This is a genomic window from Nitrosomonas sp. Nm58, assembly GCF_900107335.1.
Taxonomy (GTDB): domain Bacteria; phylum Pseudomonadota; class Gammaproteobacteria; order Burkholderiales; family Nitrosomonadaceae; genus Nitrosomonas.
This window is the reverse complement of the sequence record NZ_FNPQ01000012.1, coordinates 1-16,949: the sequence shown is the minus strand read 5'-3', so window position 1 is coordinate 16,949 and position 16,949 is coordinate 1. Positions and strand designations below refer to the sequence as shown.

The following is a 16,949-nucleotide window of genomic DNA, read 5'->3' as shown; positions in this document are numbered from 1 at the left end:
CATGAAGGCAATGGCAGCAAAACAGCATGGCTTTACTTTGGTTGAACTCATGGTCGCCATGACCATCGGACTTTTGTTGCTGGGCGGTGTCATCACTATCTTAACTTCCAGTCATCAAACCTATCGCGTCAATGATGCGCTGGCCAGAATGCAGGAAAACGCCCGCTATGCCTTCCATGTGCTTTCCAGGGATATCCGCATGGCCGGCTATTTTGGCTGCGCAGGAAATAGCATACCGCCATCGAAAATAGTGAATACCCTGAGTAATTCGACAGATTTTTTATGGAATCTCGGTCGATCGCTAGAAGGCTTCGAAGCAACCAGCACGACCGCCTGGATACCTGACCCTCCCTCAGGTGCAATTCCCAGCCCGCTAGGGGGACGAGATATTATCGTGGTGCGTGGCGTCGATGGCAGTGACACCAAAGTGACTCAACAACCAGGGGGTGCAAATGGCCCCGGTTCCGCTGATCTCAAAGTGACGATGGGAAGTGGCTTCAAGAATGACGATATTGTACTGGTTACGGATTGCCAGGCAGCCGCCATTTTCCAAATTACGAACATCAATACCTCATCCGGGCAGGACAATATCGTACACAACACTGGCACGACAAATGCGCCCGGAAATTATAAAAAAGACTTAGGCAAGGATTTTACTGATGGCGAGCTCCTCAAGATCTCTACCCGCTCCTATTTTATTCGTATGGCAGGTGAATGGCCGGCGCTTTATCGCAAGGTTGGAGCGAGTGACGCGGAGGAACTGGTCAGGGGGATAGAAAACATGCAGATTGAATACGGCGAGGATCTCGATGATAACTGGACAGCAGATATCTATCGTACTGCAAATGCGGTAACGGATTGGGGAAAAATTGTCAGCTTGCGCATTAGCCTACTAATGCAGTCGATAGAGAATAACATCGCCAGCCAACCACAGCCCTACACCTTTAACGGCGCCACCACGACCCCCACCGATCGGCGACTACGCCAGGCTTTTACTACCGTAGTGGCATTGCGCAACCGGGTAGCCTGATCAGCGCTGGCAGAGGATATCCGTCATGATCACTCATGAAATCAAACCGGGATCGAGGCAACGTGGCGTCGTTCTCATGACCGGGCTGATTTTCTTGGTGATGATGACGCTGCTAGGTGTAACGGCCATGCAGACCACGATGCTGGAAGAAAAAATGGCGGGTAATTTGCGTGACGAGAATCTGGCTTTCCAGGCAGCCGAGGCCGCCCTCAGAGAAGGCGAGCTGTTTCTGGAACAGATTACCTTACCCCTATTTGATGGAACGGGGGGACTTTATTGTTATAACCCCACTAATCCTAACGATCCCTGCAACCTTCCTCCTGATTCTTATCCGGTCGCCACCTGGTCAGGATGGCCTGCTTCAGGCAGGTCCATCAATGCAACGATAGCGGGCGTAGCAAGTCAACCTCGCTATATCATCGAACAGCTCGTCAGCATCCCCCTAGGAACCGGAGGCAGTGTGCAGCAATCCGCTACATCGTTGACATCAAACATGTACCGGGTAACTGCCAGGGGCGTGGGGGGAACTGAATCGGCGATCGTGATATTACAAAGCACTTACCGCAGATAAAGGAAAACTAAATTGAAGCATCTGAGTATTATTGGGGCCTGTATCACTACTGTCCTGATCACCTTTGTTCCCTGGCACGCGCAAGCCACCCTTACTCTCTCAGATGTCCCCTTATTTCTAACCACAGCTGTTGAACCTAATATCATGGTTACTCTGGATGATTCAGGCTCGATGCAGTCTGAAATCATGCCGGAAGAACGGGTTCTTCAGAATGTGCGCTATCTGTTCCCCCGCACGGCAGGGGTTTATGGTGGAGGTGATTACGATAACCGGGTGGTTGATTTTGATCCAAATAATCCCTATGCTGCGGCTTTACGCTCCAGTCAGGTCAACAAAATTTATTACGATCCCACGGTAAGATACCAACCGTGGAGCAATGCCGATGGTTCCTTGATGAGCAATGCCTCACCCACCTGTGCGCCGCACAATCCCATGAAGGCGAATGCCGGCTGCCGGAATCTCACCGCCAGCACGACACAAACCGCTTTCTGGCTGAATAGTGACGGCAGTTTATCTAATGAGGAATCAAGAACATTCTATCCTGCGGTTTATTTCAATTACAACGGCGGGGAAATTCTGTCGGCAAACAGCTATTCCAGGATTGAAATTAAATCAACTACCTTAAACTCCTATCAGGGTGGAATAAATCGGACAGACTGTGCGGCTGCGCCCATTTGTACTTATAATGAGGAAATACAGAATTTTGCCAACTGGTATACCTATTACCGTTCCCGTACCTTGTTGTCGCGTGCGGGAGTAGGCAAAGTGCTGTCTGCTCAAGGCGGTGGCATGCGGTTAGGATTTGGTGCAATCCATAAGGAAGAAACGAGCATCGATAATGTCTCAACAGGCACCATTATCCGTGGGGTAAGGCAATTTACCGGCACCAATAGGACAGCCTTCTTCAACAATCTTTATGGGTATCCCCTTTCAACGGCAGAAGCGCCTCTCCGCAACGCAACAAACCGTGTAGGTCGCTATTTTATGCGTACCGATGATCAAGGCCCCTGGGGCGAAACGCCTGGCTCAAATGGCGGCACGCAATATGTATGTCGGCAAAATTACCACATTCTGGTGACCGATGGTTACTGGGATGATTCCTTCTCAGCAGTGGGGAATTCAGATAATACAGCAGGAAACACCCTTACGAATCATTTTCCCAATGCCACGCCTGCTACTTATACCTATACGCCGACGCTTCCCTACTCCGACAGCTCCAGCGACACGCTGGCCGATATTGCCATGCATTACTGGAAAAACGATTTACGCCCTAATCTGGATAATAAAGTACCGACTAATGTTGCTGATCCTGCCTTCTGGCAACATCTGGTCCATTTTACTGTCGGCCTGGGGGTGCAGGGCGCGTTATCCTCGTTACCTACCGGATCAGAAACCTGGCCTGATCCGATAGCCAGTAATGCGGCCAAAATTGATGATTTATGGCATGCCGCGGTAAATAGCCGGGGCGGCTTCTTTAGCGCACAAGATCCTGCCGCATTTGCCAGCAATTTGAGCAAGGCTCTCAGCAATATCTCATCGAGAGTAAGTTCAGCCGCCGCAGTCACCACGAATACCAGTCGGCTCAACAATGGCACTCATATTTATCAAGCCAAGTTTAACAGCAGTGACTGGAGTGGACAGCTGTTTGCATACGAATTGGGTTCAAATGGCTCGCTAGGGACAATTCTATGGGAAGCTTCGTCTGTGCTGCCAGCGCATGCCAGCCGTACCATCTTTACCCATGATGGAACGCGCGGGCTCGCGTTTACCTCTGCTAATTTTTCATCGCTATCCAGTTCACAACAAAATGCACTCAACACCAACATCAGCGGGGCTAAGGACGGCCTGGGCATGAGTCGAATTTCCTGGCTGCGCGGGGATAAAACCACTGAAGTGGCACAAGGCGGGAGTTTCCGTAATCGGAACAATGGCCTGCTCGGCGATATTGTCAATTCCGATCTGTTATTCGTCAAAGTCCTCAATTTTGGTTACGACGCATTACCCAGCGGGACAGCAGGGCAAGCTGCCTATGCTGCCTATGTTCAAGCCAATGCCAGCAGGATGCCGGTTATTTATACTGGCGCCAACGATGGCATGCTCCATGCCTTTAATGCCGAAACGGGGGTTGAGCTGTTCAGCTATATCCCCAGCGCAGTCTATCCTAAACTCAGTTGGCTGACTTCACCCGATTACACGCATCGCTATTTTGTTGATGGCAACACCTACACCGGCGATGCCTATATTGGTGCGACACCCAGCTGGAGAACCCTATTGCTGGGTTCGTTAGGTACTGGCGGAAAAAGTGTCTTCGCGTTAGATATCACCGATCCAGTTAATTTTTCTGCTTCTAACGTGCTGTGGGAGTTTTCTGATTCTGATTTGGGATTTACCCAGGGACAGGCAAAAATCGCGTTATTGAATAACGGTGTCTGGGCGGCCATTATCAGCAACGGTTACAACAGCACCAATGATCGCGCTTATCTTTACATCATTGATCTGCAGACGGGCGCGCTGATTAAGAAAATCGCAACCAATGACAGCACCAGCAATGGCCTTTCCAGTCCGGCGTTAGTCGACACCAATAGTGACAGAGTCATCGATATTGTTTATGCCGGAGATTTGCAAGGTAATGTCTGGAAATTCGATCTATCACATACTAATTCAGGGATCTGGGATGTTGCCTACAAATCTGGTAATACAAAACTTCCTCTGTTTACCGCCAGGAATGCCAGCAATCAGGTGCAACCCATTACCTCTCCCTTGGAAATCGGGCTTCATCCAAGCGGTGGCCATCTCGTTTATTTTGGCACCGGTCAGTTCATTGCCTCGGGAGACAATGCCAATGCCGACATACAAACTTTGTATGGCATCTGGGACAACAACGAGAGTCGAATATCCGCCACAGATCGGAGTACGCTGCAACAGCAGACCATTCTGACTGAAACCGTGCTGCCTCCTTTTGAACGTACCGTATCAAGCAATTTAGTAAGCTGGGCAACCAAGCAAGGGTGGTACCTCGATCTACTGCAGCCACCTGGCCCAGGTGCTCAAGGAGAACGCTCGGTTATCATGCCGCAGCTCAATTTCGGACGGATTATCTTTACCACGCTCATTCCTTCCAGTGACCCCTGTGCTTCGGGAGGTCATAATTGGTTCATGCTATTGAATGCAGAAACAGGCGGAATGCTGGCCGCTCCTCAATTTGATACTGACGATAGTGGCATGCTCAATAATCAGGATCGGCTGATCGCAGCCATGGGCTCCGATGGTGTGCGCAGTGAATCCGTCGCGATCAGTGCAGGCAACCTCATCCACTTGATTGCCGGCTCAACCACTGGTTTAATCGAAACTATTACAGTCAAAGGCAATCCACTTAACCCACGCCACTCCTGGAAACAAATACAATAGGCGGGTATAAGCTTGGAGGAAAAAATAATGAAACACATGATTAATCAAATGATCCCGCCAAAAAATAGATTGTCAGGCTTTACCCTGATTGAATTAATGACCGCAGTCGCCATTGTTGGCATTCTGGCGGCAGTGGCGCTGCCTGCCTATCAAGAACATGTACGCCGGACTAATCGTGCCGAAGCTAAAGGCATTCTGCTGGAGATGGCGCAGCTACTGGAACGTAATTTTACCGAAGCGAACCGGTATGATCTGAAAAGCGATGCCACCAATTTTACGCTGCCTGTCACCCAGTCTCCCAAGACAGGCACTGCAAAATATACCATTCAGTTTGCAGCAGGCACGCCGACACAAAACACTTACACGCTGGAGGCTGCTCCGACAGGCACGATGACCAGTGATGCGTGCGCCACTCTGACGTTAACGCATACTGGCATCAAAGGCGTCAGCGGTAGTCCATCGTTAACGGCAGCAGATTGCTGGCAGCGTTAATCGCACCCAGAATTCGTGGATAAAAAACTCAAGAAAGATTCTTCTTTGGAGAGGAACTCTGAATACAGAAATGAATTTTCAATGCTGCCCAGGCATCAATTTCAGCACGTAGCAAAGTTTCCGTTAACGGATTGCGCTCCAGCCATGTCTGTGAAATAAACAACTCATAGGCACCATTATCCGCTTGTATTTTCATGGAAGGTAACTCGATACTCGTGCGGCTACGGTAAAAAATTGTCGCTAAGCGCAGGGCGATTGATTGAGCCAGGTTGATAGGATTGGTCAAAAATTCACTCACCTTGGTCAGTGATCCCTGGTGGACGAGTACAAGTTGACTCAGGTGCATCTGTTCCATTTTGGAAAAGCCCGGTATGTCTGCATTCCCAAGAATATAGGCAGAATGTTTGTGATAGCCAGAATGGGCTACTGAGATACCCACCTCATGGAGATGTGCTGCCCAGGACAACAAACGCAGCGCATCTTCTGCTATTTCCTCATCAGGATAGTTGGCTAGAAGCTGCTTGCCCAATACTAACGCAAGCGATTCTATGCGCGCAGCTTGGGCAGGATCGACACGATAGCGTTGCATAAACTGCTGCACAGATACCTCCCGCATATCTTCATTATGGAACCGGCCGAGCATATCGTAGAGCACACCCTGGCGCAGTGCACCTGTCGTAAGACGCATGCGCTGAATACCTAGCGCCTTGAACGCTGCATACATGATGGCAAATCCACCCGCAATCACAGGTGTACGATCAGGATGTAAACCAGCGATTACAATCTTCCGGATATCACCCACCTTCAGGAGATATTCACGAAATTTTTCCAGACCCTCCAGCGTAATACCTTCTGTTTTATTGCGATCACCATAGTTATTCAGTTTAAGGATGCGGCCTAGCGCCCGCGCTGTTCCAGAAGATCCATAAACCTCCTGCCATTGATCAGCTGAGAATTCTGTTGTAATACTCTGTATTTCAGTTTGCGCGGCAAGCTCTGCACGTTTCATGGCACCTTTAGTAATCTTTCCATCTGGAAAAAAGAGCAAACTATGGCTGACACAACCCATATAAAGGCTTTCCAGCTTATTCGGTTCCAGGCGGGTGCCAATAATAAATTCCGTGGAGCCACCTCCAATATCGATGATAAGCCGATTATTATCAGAAGCTGGCAGGCTGTGCGCGACTCCCAGATAAATGAGGCGCGCTTCTTCATGGCCAGCAATGATCTCAATTGGAAACCCCAATACAGTCTCAGCTTTTACCAGGAAATCAGAAGCATTTTTAGCAACTCGAAGTGAGTTTGTTCCGACCACCCGCACAGCATGCGTCGGAAATCCCCGTAGACGTTCACTAAAGCGCTTTAAGCAATCCAAGGCGCGCACTTGACATGCTTCATCCAGCTTTTTGTCAATCGTAAGTCCCGCAGCCAGCCGAACCATTTCCTTTAGACTATCTAGTGGATAAAGCTGTTTGCCTACCACACGCGACACCTGCAGGTGAAAGCTATTGGAGCCAAGATCAACTGCAGCCAGTGTGGAATATTCGCGCATAACCCTATGCCTAAATCTTAGGCAGGCTTAAATCAAACAAATAATTTACCCTCTAACTTCGCGTTCAATTTCATCAGCTGTGACATGGCGAACATCCTTGCCTTTAACCATATAAACTACATATTCAGACATGTTTTTTGCGTGATCGCCAATACGCTCGATTGCTTTTGCCACAAAAAGAATTTCCAGTGAAGTGGAAATTTTACGGGGATCTTCCATCATGAACGTAATGAGCTGCCGAAGAATGGCGCGAAATTCTTCATCTACCAATTCGTCCTGGCGCACAATATGCGCAGCAGCATTCAAATCCAGACGAGCAAAAGCATCCAGTGCTTTATGCAACATATCCAGAGCAATTTTGGCAACATGCTTAACTTCTACAAAACGTGGTGCATGTAAGCGATCTGCTGCATAAATAAGTCTCGCCATGCGCGCAATTTTTGCAGCTTCATCACCAATTCGTTCTAAATCAGTAATTGTCTTGATGACAGTCATGATCATACGTAGATCACTGGCTGTGGGCTGTCTGCGCGCAATGATCTGATTGCAGATTTCATCGATTGAAACTTCCATGGCATTGACCCGATGATCATTGGCAATTACTTGCTCGATGATAGCTTCATTACCATCAGTTAAAGCCTCAATCGCATGTTCAATCTGCTCTTCAACAAATCCCCCCATTTGCAACACCCGGGTGCGCACTTCTTCAAGATCTGCATCAAATCTTTTCGAAATGTGTTCTTTATTAGCCATATTAGCCATATCCTACCTTCTGATAAGTCAGATAAAACTGTTCTCTTTCTCTGTAGCCAATGACGTTTTGATTACAAGTCAAAATATCAAACAGTAATAACTTCAACACCTTCTTCTGTACCCAGTAGCAAGGTATCCGCGCCTTTTCTGGCAAACAATCCGTTAGTGACGACGCCCGTTATTTGGTTAAGCGTCGTTTCCAGTTCAACTGGATTCAGGATTTGCAGACCATGTATATCCAGAATGAGGTTGCCATTATCTGTAATAAATCCCTGGCGCAGTGCCGGATGGCCGCCTAGCAAGGTAATTTCTCGTGCCACATAACTACGTGCCATCGGAATGACTTCCACTGGGAGCGGAAAGGTACCCAATATATTGACCAACTTACTCTGATCAGCGATGCATATGAATTTTCTTGCCACTGCCGCAACAATTTTTTCACGGGTCAAGGCACCGCCGCCACCTTTGATCATGTGCAAATGTTTGGTAATTTCATCTGCACCATCTACGTAGACGGGCAAATCTGTAACCGTGTTAAGATCCAATACGTCTATGCCATGTTTGCTTAAGCGTTGCGCCGTTGCTTCGGAGCTGGCAACCGCACCTTCAATTTTATGCTTGATTTTAGCGAGTTCGTCTATGAAATAGTTAGCGGTAGAACCGGTTCCTACGCCAATTACTGCCCCAATCGGAATATGCTGAATGGCGGCTTGAGCAGCCGCACGTTTTTGTTCATCTTGTGTCATGGTACTCCTGTGTCGGTGTCAAATAATAATTAACCATCAGGATAGTATTAACTGAATATTTAGACAATAACTATGTTGCATCCTATGTAATGCTTAACAGTTCTGGATATAAACTTCCGTTTCTTAATGAAAGTTTCCACTGTTTCCAGCCAAAAATTCCTTGCCTGCTCGGCTTCAGTAAAACTATGTATGTGACTTTCTATCAAGCGTATCATAACTTTAGGGCAAAATAATGCCCATGCATACTCAATTTATTTTCATATGAATGCAATCAAGCTGCTTCCAGATGTGCTCATCAATCAAATCGCTGCAGGAGAAGTGATCGAGCGACCCGCCTCAGTACTGAAAGAAATCCTCGAAAACAGTATAGATGCTGGCACAACTGAGATCACAGTACACATTATGCAAGGTGGCCTTAGCCTGATCCGCGTAGCTGATAATGGAAAAGGAATTTCTGGGAGCGAACTGCCTCTCGCGTTAGCACGTCATGCAACGAGCAAAATCAGCACACAGGAAGATTTGCAAAAAATAGCCAGCCTGGGGTTCCGTGGCGAAGCACTCGCCAGTATCGGAGCGGTCTCTCGATTACTATTAGCGAGTTATCAGTCTGGCGATAAACATGCCTGGCATATTCAAGCAGAAGGAGGACAAGTTAGCCGACCTGAGCCAACGGCACGAGGTGTTGGCACCACTCTGGAAGTACGCGATCTTTTTTTTAATCTACCGGCACGTCGTAAGTTTCTGAAAACCGAAGCCACTGAATTTGCACATTGCGAGGAAGTATTCCGACGTATCGCACTGTCCCATGCCGATATCGCATTTAGTCTGCAGCACAATGGCAAGGCACGGAGCCACTTATATGCGGCAGACACCGCTCAACGTATTACTGCCGTGCTGGGGGAAGAATTTGGCCAGACTGCCGTACCCGTTTCCGAGGAGGCAGCTGATATCAATTTGCAAGGCATGATTGCACTACCCACTTATTCGCGTTCAGCTCGTGACATGCAGTATTTTTTTGTCAATGGCCGCTACGTCAGGGATAAACTGATTTCTCACGCTTTGCGCGAAGCTTATCGTGATGTGCTCCATCTGGATCGCCATCCCGCATTCGTGCTGTATCTTCAAATCAACCCTGAAAATGTTGATGTTAACGTTCATCCAGCCAAAGCAGAAGTACGTTTCCGTGATGCGCGTGCTGTGCATCAATTTGTTTTTCACAGTATCCACAAGGTATTAGCATCACCCCAGCGTAAATCGGATACACAAATCCTCTCTCCTCTCGTTACCCAGGCAACCCAAAATTCTCAACATCCTCCGATAGGCTATTCACGACAGGTAAATTTACCGATTAAGGCCATTGCGCAACCTCCGGCTTTTTATCAGACTTTATTCGGTGGCAATTCGGACTTACTGGATGTCAATCCTGGCAATCCTGGCAATCCCCCCACTCAGTCCACGCAGCCGATTCCACCACTGGGCTTTGCATTGGGACAACTTCTCGGGATTTATATCCTGGCACAAAATGAGCAAGGTCTAATCATCGTCGATATGCACGCAGCCCATGAGCGCGTTGTTTATGAGAAGCTCAAATCAGCGCTTGATCAGCATACCTTACCAATGCAACCGCTGCTGGTGCCAGTGACCTTTCAGGCTGATCAGCTGGATGTGGCCACAGTCGAGGAAAATCATGCCATTTTAAATGAGCTGGGTTTTGAAATAGCGGCACTTACTCCCACCTCCCTCGTTATACGAGCAGTCCCTATGATGTTAAAAGATGCTGATACAGTCAAACTGGCTCGCGATGTGCTAGTTGAAATTCGTGAATTTGGAGCCAGCCAGCTATTGACCAGTAGACGTAACGAGCTTCTAGCTACGATGGCTTGTCATGGCTCCGTCCGTGCCAATCGTCAATTAACGACTACGGAAATGAATGCATTACTGCGTGAAATGGAAGCGACCGAACGCTCCGATCAATGTAATCATGGCAGGCCAACCTGGTTCGGAATCAGCTTGGCTGAGCTTGACAAGATGTTCATGCGTGGAAATTAGCATCAGCAGGCAAGAAAACAAACTACAAAGTTCTATAGCTTAGAGCTCGCATGGTGCCCGTCAGCTATAGAACACTGACGAATCTTTAGTACTGTGATTTTTCTTCTGTTGATCTGGCTTTACCCTGACCTTCCTGAGCTTCCGCAGGTATCTGATGGAAGGGCTGAATAGTTTGTCCATATTTTGAAGGATCAGGAGTTTCTGGCGCCGATGGTTTACAACCGACCAAAACCAATACGCTTACCATCGCAGCCAAGTGTATAATCTTCATATGAAATTCCTTTAGCATAAGCAGATAATTAAAATTGTTTTTTAAACTACGATTGGGATAGTACCCGTTATAAATATGGGGAACATTGATCTTGATCAAACTTTCAAAGCGACATTGAGTGCTCTTGGCGCAGTGGATTAGATTACCAGCAGACATGTCGGAAGGTATCTATGCTGTTTTTTAGCGTAGTAAAAACAAGTTTTGCAGGTTTTTAGCGAAACGTCCTATCGGCAAAACTACTGATCGAATAGATAGACAAGTTTTTGAGCACCGCTTAATGCCGCAATCCGTTTGACCCAGCACTTGTTCAGGCTCCCCTAGAAGCCATTTAAGGTAGTGATAGTAATCTGGGCTAACAAGCCATTGTGTTCAGTATGACATCCGCTACAGCTTCTTCCTTGGGTAACGTAGTTCCTATGAAATTCGGCCACTGTTGTGGTACCGTCAGCAAATTGCTCAGCATCATGACAGTTGATACAGTTCGCTGCCAGTACACCGCGAAACGATGTATGGCAGGCAGTGCAGTACTCAATATGATCATGATAGCGACTGAGATGACCTGGTGCCCAAAATGCTTCCGGGTAATGAAAGGATCCCCAGGCAATCCAACTACACAGACACACAATGATCAAAACAGTCATTCGATAGGTGTGACGGGGGAGTGGATGGAAAGCCATATGACCTAGAACCCGGTGAAGAAAATAGCACCCATAATGTGCAAAATGGTTAGCACTATAAAGATGGCTGCCAGCGGTGCATGAATAATCTGCCACATGCGAAACATGCTTTCTTGCGATGCGGCATCGTCAAGGACTTGCCCAATCTGCTCCTGAGATAACCCTTGCTCTGTCAGTGTGCGTTGTTGACTGGACAACATTCGTAATGCAACACTATGAATGGTTTTACCGATAATACCACTGATTGCTGCGCCACCCATCGCTAGTAAGGCCAGGACAGCGACTCCTGCATGTAGATGCCAGCCAGAGTGGATCAAAATTAACATTGGCCCCAGGCTACCGCACAGCATGTGAGCCATGAACCACTTTTTGGGCCAGGTTCCTGAAGGAGCATGCCGTTTTTTCCAGGGGTAAACATAAGTAAGTAAAATCACTGCCAACCCTAACCAGCCCAGTACATGACCTGGCTGGCTATGTGCAAATGGCCAATGAGCCGGGAGACTCAATAGTAACTCCACACCCCATGCAGCAATAATCGTAGCGAAAATAGCTATCGTAATGAGAAGGGAACGGCGACTCAGCGGAGACATGATAGGCTTACCAACAAGAGATCGCCATTCTTATTTGTGTATTCATATATTCAACCGAATCAACTAGAGCCGCGACAGGCCCATTGCTTTGCCTTGGCAATAGCAATGCGGATCGCACGCCCCTCTTCCATTCCTTCAGCCAGTAAAGCGTTAGCAATCGCAATGGCTTTTAGCCGAACTAACCGCGGCAAATTTTGCATAGCCGATGGATAATGCTCAGTAGTCCAAGGCATGAAGCGCTCTCAGACTCAAACAAGCTTGAATTCTGATGCTGTGTGCTGGCCAGTTTGACCCAGTGCCGCCTGAATTGCATCCTCGGCCGTTTCCAAATAAATAAACTGCATGGCAGATTTTGCTGTCTCTGGCACATCGCGCAAATCCTTCTGGTTGCGTACAGGCAGAAGCACTGTTCGTAAGCCCGCTCGTTGCGCGGCTAGTACCTTTTCCTTGATGCCTCCGACTGGCAGGACCAGTCCGCGCAAACTGATTTCACCCGTCATTGCCACCTCATGGTGCACCGGTCGGTCGGTAAACAATGAGGCAAGCGCAATAAACATCGCTACGCCCGCACTGGGCCCATCTTTCGGAATAGCCCCCGCCGGGACATGCAAGTGAACATCAATCCCTTCGAACATTGATGCCGGAATATTCAGCTCATGAGCACGTGCTTTGACCAGGGTCAGTGCGGCTTGAGCACTTTCCTTCATAACATCGCCCAGCTGCCCCGTCAGAATCAGTCGTCCGCTACCACTCACCCGCGTCGCTTCAATAAACAGGATATCGCCTCCCACAGGTGTCCATGCCAGCCCGGTAGCCACTCCAGGCAGACTGGTGCGCGAGGCAGTTTCATACTCATATTTGGCTGGTCCGAGGATAGTATCCAGATCAGCTGCATCGACACGCACCTGAAGTTGCGCTTCCTCTGCCACGCGTAAGGCGGTATGACGCATGACCCGACCAAGCTCACGTTCGAGCTGGCGTACGCCTGCTTCACGGGTATAGTTGGCAATAAGGCTATCCAGCGCTTCGACTGTCAGTGCGCATTGATCTTCGCGCAAACCATTAGCTTCACGCTGGCGCTGCACCAGATAGCGCAACGCAATTTGAAGTTTTTCCTCACGGGTATAACCCGGTAGATCAATGATCTCCATACGGTCACGCACCGGAGGAGAGACTTGATCGATAACATTGGCGGTAGCAATAAAAATCACCCGACTCAAATCAAATGGGACACCAAGATAATTATCACGAAAAGTCGAGTTTTGCTCAGGATCCAGAATCTCAAGCAGCGCTGCTGCTGGATCACCATGCGCGCTGACCGTCATCTTATCGATTTCATCGAGCATCATCACACAGTTACGCGCACTTGCCTTGCGCAAGCCTTGCACAATATTGCCCGGCATCGCGCCCACATAAGTACGACGGTGACCACGCATTTCCGCTTCATCGTGTATTCCTCCCAGCGATACTCGTACGAATGTTCGTTGCAGGGCACGGGCGATACTCTGACCAAGCGAGGTTTTTCCAACCCCGGGTGGACCGACAAAACAGAGGATGGGTGCTCGGCCTTGGGGCTTCAATTTCTGAACTGCCAGGAACTCGATGATACGTTGTTTGACACGCTCCAACCCGAAGTGATCAGCCGCTAGAACTTCACGTGCGACATTGAGATCGATCGGCGTATCTTCCGGCAATCGCCAAGGTAACTCAGTCATCCATTCCAGATAAGTATGCAGCATCGAGTATTCACTTGAGGCACTTGGCATGCGTTGCAATCGCTGAAGCTCTTTACGGACCTGGGTTTCGATCTCCTCTGGCATACCCGCTTTTGAGATCGCCTCATTCAGTTGGGCAATCTCCTGGTCATGGTCGCCATCCTCACCCAATTCTTTCTGGATCGCTTTCAATTGCTCACGCAATAAAAACTTGCGTTCGCGATCTTCCATCTGCTCCTTGGTCCGCTCACTGATTTCCTTCGATAGTCTTAATACCTCAATCCGGTGCGACAAAATCCTCAGGACTTTTTGTAGCCGCTCTTCGATGTCGATGGTTTCGAGCAGCACCTGTTTTTCATTAACTTCGGTATCAAGCAGACTGGCTGTAATGTCAGCAAGCTGTGCAGGCGCCCGTGTCGTTTGCAATGCATGTCCGAGTTCCGCAGGGATGCCGGGTAATAACGACAGAATCTCGGTTGCACGTTCACGTAGCTGTATAGCGAGCGCTTCAACCTGGGTAGAGGGCTGAGGAATCTCTTCAATACGGTTTATCCGCGCAGCTAGGAAGGGATAACCCTCGACCAACTCCTTGATCTGGAAGCGTTCTATCCCCTGACAGACGACGTGTTGCGTGCCATCAGTCGAGGTAATGTGGCGCACAATTCTCGCAATGGTGCCAATCAGACATAACTCATTCAGTCCAGGATGATCAGCTGAGGCATCTCGTTGTAATACGATACCGATGGGGGAATCCGATTGCAGTGCGTGCTCGATTGTGGCGATTGATTTCACACGCCCGACAGTAATCGGCATAAGGACATGTGGAAATAACACAACGTTGCGCATGGGGATCAGCGCGATGACGTCATCGGGTAATTCGAACTGGGTTGCGAGTGACTGTTCCATGATCGGTTTCTCCATGAATGGGATGAAAGACTGATTCAATTCCGAATTAAAGAATCTCCATCTGCACCATTTTTCTGCGTCCAGATAAAATGTACTGAACACCCTACATGTTGTCAATTACACAGAAAACAAGTTGAGCATCATTGAGTCAGTCCAATTCACGTAATGGGCAAGAAATTACCACTTACAGATCCCATTCTTTTATCTCAATGGCTTCAAACTCCAAACCTTCAATCTCTTGCAGCGATTTTCCGGCGATGCCCTGCAAATCACCATACATCCCCACTGTCGCGCCCATTACCCGCTCAATCTGCTGCTCGCGTTTAGCCCATTGCTTCATGATCACTTTGCGTTCTTTATCCAGATCTTCCTGCATCGTCGTGAAGGCCTCGACTATCGCTTCTACCCGCTGACGAAAACGTGGCCCAGTCAGATACTGGTAAACCATTTCGGTCTTGGTCTGCTGTCCTTCTGAGGCCTGCCGTGTCAGACTGACCTGAAGTAGCGTATGGCGCAGGATCGTTGCCACGGGCAATGCCGCACGTGGATGAGTCACCCAGACCCCTTCCACAACATCAAAGGTTTCAACTCCCTTGGGTAGCGCTTGACTGACCAGAACCGACACTTCCGCTTTTGCATTGCGCTGATCCTCTCGCAGTTTTACCAACCACGCATCGCTCCAATTTCTGGTTCGTTTGGACTCCCACAAAATGGCGCCGCTCTGCTGACCGCTTTGGCTGAAGACATAGTGCAGCATATCTCCCCCAAAATCACCTTTCGGAACTGGCTCGATGGAATCCAATGGAAATTTGGCACGAAGCAGCGCTTCAAGCTCCAGCTCCTGCACTTCCCCTTGCAGCTGTTGCGAACCCTGCTCAGCTTTCTGCTTAAGTTCTTCAATCTTCTGTTGCATGGAGGCTATGGCCTGGTCTTTCTCCATTACCTTCAGTTTGAGACTCTCCTCAGCTTCACGGCGTGCGTGGGATCGCACTATAGCCAGATTTTCTTGCACCCGTTTCTCAACCGTCAGCTCCAGTTCGCGTTTGGCATCGTCCAACTCGCGTTGCTTCTTGATGAGTTCTGCTTGGGCATGCTGTGCTTCAGCAAGTTTCTGGTCACGTGCCTTAAGCAATTCCTGAAGATCAGCCAGTTCACGGACCTTGCCTTCTAACTCAAGAGCAGCCGCCAGCTTGGCTTTTCTGGACTCTTCCTCGATCAGGCGTGTACGCTCAGTCTTGAGTTGGGCAGTAACCTGATCAGCGATTTGTTGCTCAAGGTTTCGCTTGGCCTCAATCAGGTGTTTTTCCTGCTCATGGATATCCTGTTCGCGTTTGGCGATTTCATGATCTTTTTGCGCAAGCAGCTGCTGATATTGCTGGCGCGTGGCAGCCAGTAAAGGCGCAGCCAGCGACTCAGTAAGTCGGATTTCGGTACGGCAATTGGGGCAAGTGATGGTGGGTTCGTTCATGCGCTACCTTCTTGTTTCTTGCTATGCAGTAAGGAAAATGATCATAGAATGTTTCCTTATAAAGAATGTGCTTTAAGCCAACTTGAGACCAATGATACCAGCAATAATCAGCACAATACTCATAAGCCGCGTTGCACTGGCAGGTTCTTCAAACAGCACGATACCGAGGATAACAGTACCGATTGTGCCTACTCCCACCCAGACGCTATAAGCAGTGCTAACAGGTAATGATTTCATGGCAATACCTAGCAACCAAAGACTGGCAATGATCGCAAGGACTGTCCAGAGAGTCGGCCAGAAACGGCTAAAGCCCTCAGTGTATTTCAATCCGACAGCCCAACCGACCTCAAACAAGCCTGCCAAAACAAGAATGACCCAAGCCATAGTGTTTCCTTCCAGGATAATGGGGTCGTCCCCTGAGGTATCCCCACAAAATATCATTAAGAAACAATGTATTGTTAGATGGAATTCAGATAAAAATAAGATCAAGTCGATCTGAGCATAAAATTTCTTTCTAAAATAATAACCTGGAAGGATAAATTTATGTCGATTATTGATCTGCTGCATAACTTATTGAAATAAAAAGTTCCCGGCATTCATGCTACCCGTCTCCAAGCTCTGATGGCTGCTGTTCAAGCTGGTTTGAAAGGAGCGTCTGTATCGATTACGCAGCTCGGGCGGTCGCTTTCCGGACCTGCCTATATCAAACACAAAATCAAGC

15 protein-coding genes are annotated in these 16,949 nt (G+C 48.5%); 5 read left to right on the top strand and 10 right to left on the bottom strand.

All coding sequences use genetic code 11. The annotated features are described in order from the left end of the window. Nucleotides 1-10 precede the first annotated feature (10 nt). The 4 genes from BLW34_RS06455 to BLW34_RS06440 are packed head-to-tail and all read left to right on the top strand — an operon-like array spanning nucleotide 11 to nucleotide 5,501. Nucleotides 11-1,030 (top strand): PilW family protein, encoded by a 1,020-nt coding sequence (locus BLW34_RS06455; protein ID WP_256203639.1) that lies wholly within the window; start codon nucleotides 11-13, stop codon nucleotides 1,028-1,030. A gap of 25 nt (nucleotides 1,031-1,055) precedes the next feature. Further along, nucleotides 1,056-1,601 (top strand): pilus assembly PilX family protein, encoded by a 546-nt coding sequence (locus BLW34_RS06450; protein ID WP_090577188.1) that lies wholly within the window; start codon nucleotides 1,056-1,058, stop codon nucleotides 1,599-1,601. Between the two features lie 12 nt (nucleotides 1,602-1,613). After that, entirely contained in the window at nucleotides 1,614-5,009 is a 3,396-nt protein-coding gene (locus BLW34_RS06445; RefSeq protein ID WP_256203638.1) for a pilus assembly protein, read from the top strand. A gap of 27 nt (nucleotides 5,010-5,036) precedes the next feature. Continuing rightward, on the top strand, nucleotides 5,037-5,501 hold the full coding sequence (locus tag BLW34_RS06440; protein ID WP_305728577.1) for a type IV pilin protein: 465 nt from the start codon (nucleotides 5,037-5,039) through the stop codon (nucleotides 5,499-5,501). Between the two features lie 28 nt (nucleotides 5,502-5,529). On the opposite strand, the gene ppx is transcribed toward BLW34_RS06440, so the two are convergent. From ppx to rpiA, 3 genes are all read right to left on the bottom strand, one after another. Continuing rightward, nucleotides 5,530-7,053: an exopolyphosphatase gene (gene ppx / locus BLW34_RS06435; protein ID WP_090577185.1), complete on the bottom strand. Its 1,524-nt coding sequence runs from the start codon at nucleotides 7,051-7,053 to the stop codon at nucleotides 5,530-5,532. 45 nt (nucleotides 7,054-7,098) lie between these two features. Then, a complete protein-coding gene (phoU, locus tag BLW34_RS06430) occupies nucleotides 7,099-7,806 on the bottom strand; it encodes a phosphate signaling complex protein PhoU (RefSeq protein WP_090577182.1) in 708 nt (235 codons plus the stop codon). Between the two features lie 86 nt (nucleotides 7,807-7,892). Further along, nucleotides 7,893-8,552: a ribose-5-phosphate isomerase RpiA gene (gene rpiA / locus BLW34_RS06425; RefSeq protein ID WP_090577179.1), complete on the bottom strand. Its 660-nt coding sequence runs from the start codon at nucleotides 8,550-8,552 to the stop codon at nucleotides 7,893-7,895. Nucleotides 8,553-8,813: 261 nt separating this feature from the next. Between rpiA and mutL the strand changes: the two genes are divergently transcribed. Continuing rightward, nucleotides 8,814-10,601 carry a DNA mismatch repair endonuclease MutL gene (gene mutL / locus BLW34_RS06420; RefSeq protein ID WP_090577176.1) on the top strand — a complete coding sequence of 596 codons (1,788 nt, stop codon included), beginning with the start codon at nucleotides 8,814-8,816 and terminating at the stop codon, nucleotides 10,599-10,601. 85 nt (nucleotides 10,602-10,686) lie between these two features. On the opposite strand, the gene BLW34_RS15540 is transcribed toward mutL, so the two are convergent. The 7 genes from BLW34_RS15540 to sugE form a co-directional block, all read right to left on the bottom strand. Beyond that, entirely contained in the window at nucleotides 10,687-10,872 is a 186-nt protein-coding gene (locus tag BLW34_RS15540) for a hypothetical protein (protein WP_143037877.1), read from the bottom strand. A gap of 317 nt (nucleotides 10,873-11,189) precedes the next feature. Then, a complete protein-coding gene (locus tag BLW34_RS15535; RefSeq protein ID WP_143037876.1) occupies nucleotides 11,190-11,549 on the bottom strand; it encodes a cytochrome c3 family protein in 360 nt (119 codons plus the stop codon). Nucleotides 11,550-11,554: 5 nt separating this feature from the next. Continuing rightward, nucleotides 11,555-12,139 (bottom strand): hypothetical protein, encoded by a 585-nt coding sequence (locus BLW34_RS06405; protein ID WP_090577168.1) that lies wholly within the window; start codon nucleotides 12,137-12,139, stop codon nucleotides 11,555-11,557. Nucleotides 12,140-12,198: 59 nt separating this feature from the next. Beyond that, the gene (locus BLW34_RS16080) at nucleotides 12,199-12,372 is read right to left on the bottom strand and encodes a DUF2188 domain-containing protein (protein WP_176754335.1); all 174 of its coding nucleotides are present in this window, start codon (nucleotides 12,370-12,372) and stop codon (nucleotides 12,199-12,201) included. Nucleotides 12,373-12,387: 15 nt separating this feature from the next. Further along, entirely contained in the window at nucleotides 12,388-14,760 is a 2,373-nt protein-coding gene (lon, locus tag BLW34_RS06400; RefSeq protein ID WP_090577166.1) for an endopeptidase La, read from the bottom strand. A 184-nt stretch (nucleotides 14,761-14,944) separates the two neighbouring features. Then, the gene (locus BLW34_RS06395) at nucleotides 14,945-16,228 is read right to left on the bottom strand and encodes a DUF2130 domain-containing protein (RefSeq protein WP_090577164.1); all 1,284 of its coding nucleotides are present in this window, start codon (nucleotides 16,226-16,228) and stop codon (nucleotides 14,945-14,947) included. A 72-nt stretch (nucleotides 16,229-16,300) separates the two neighbouring features. Next, on the bottom strand, nucleotides 16,301-16,612 hold the full coding sequence (gene sugE / locus BLW34_RS06390; RefSeq protein WP_090577161.1) for a quaternary ammonium compound efflux SMR transporter SugE: 312 nt from the start codon (nucleotides 16,610-16,612) through the stop codon (nucleotides 16,301-16,303). Nucleotides 16,613-16,949 lie beyond the last annotated feature (337 nt).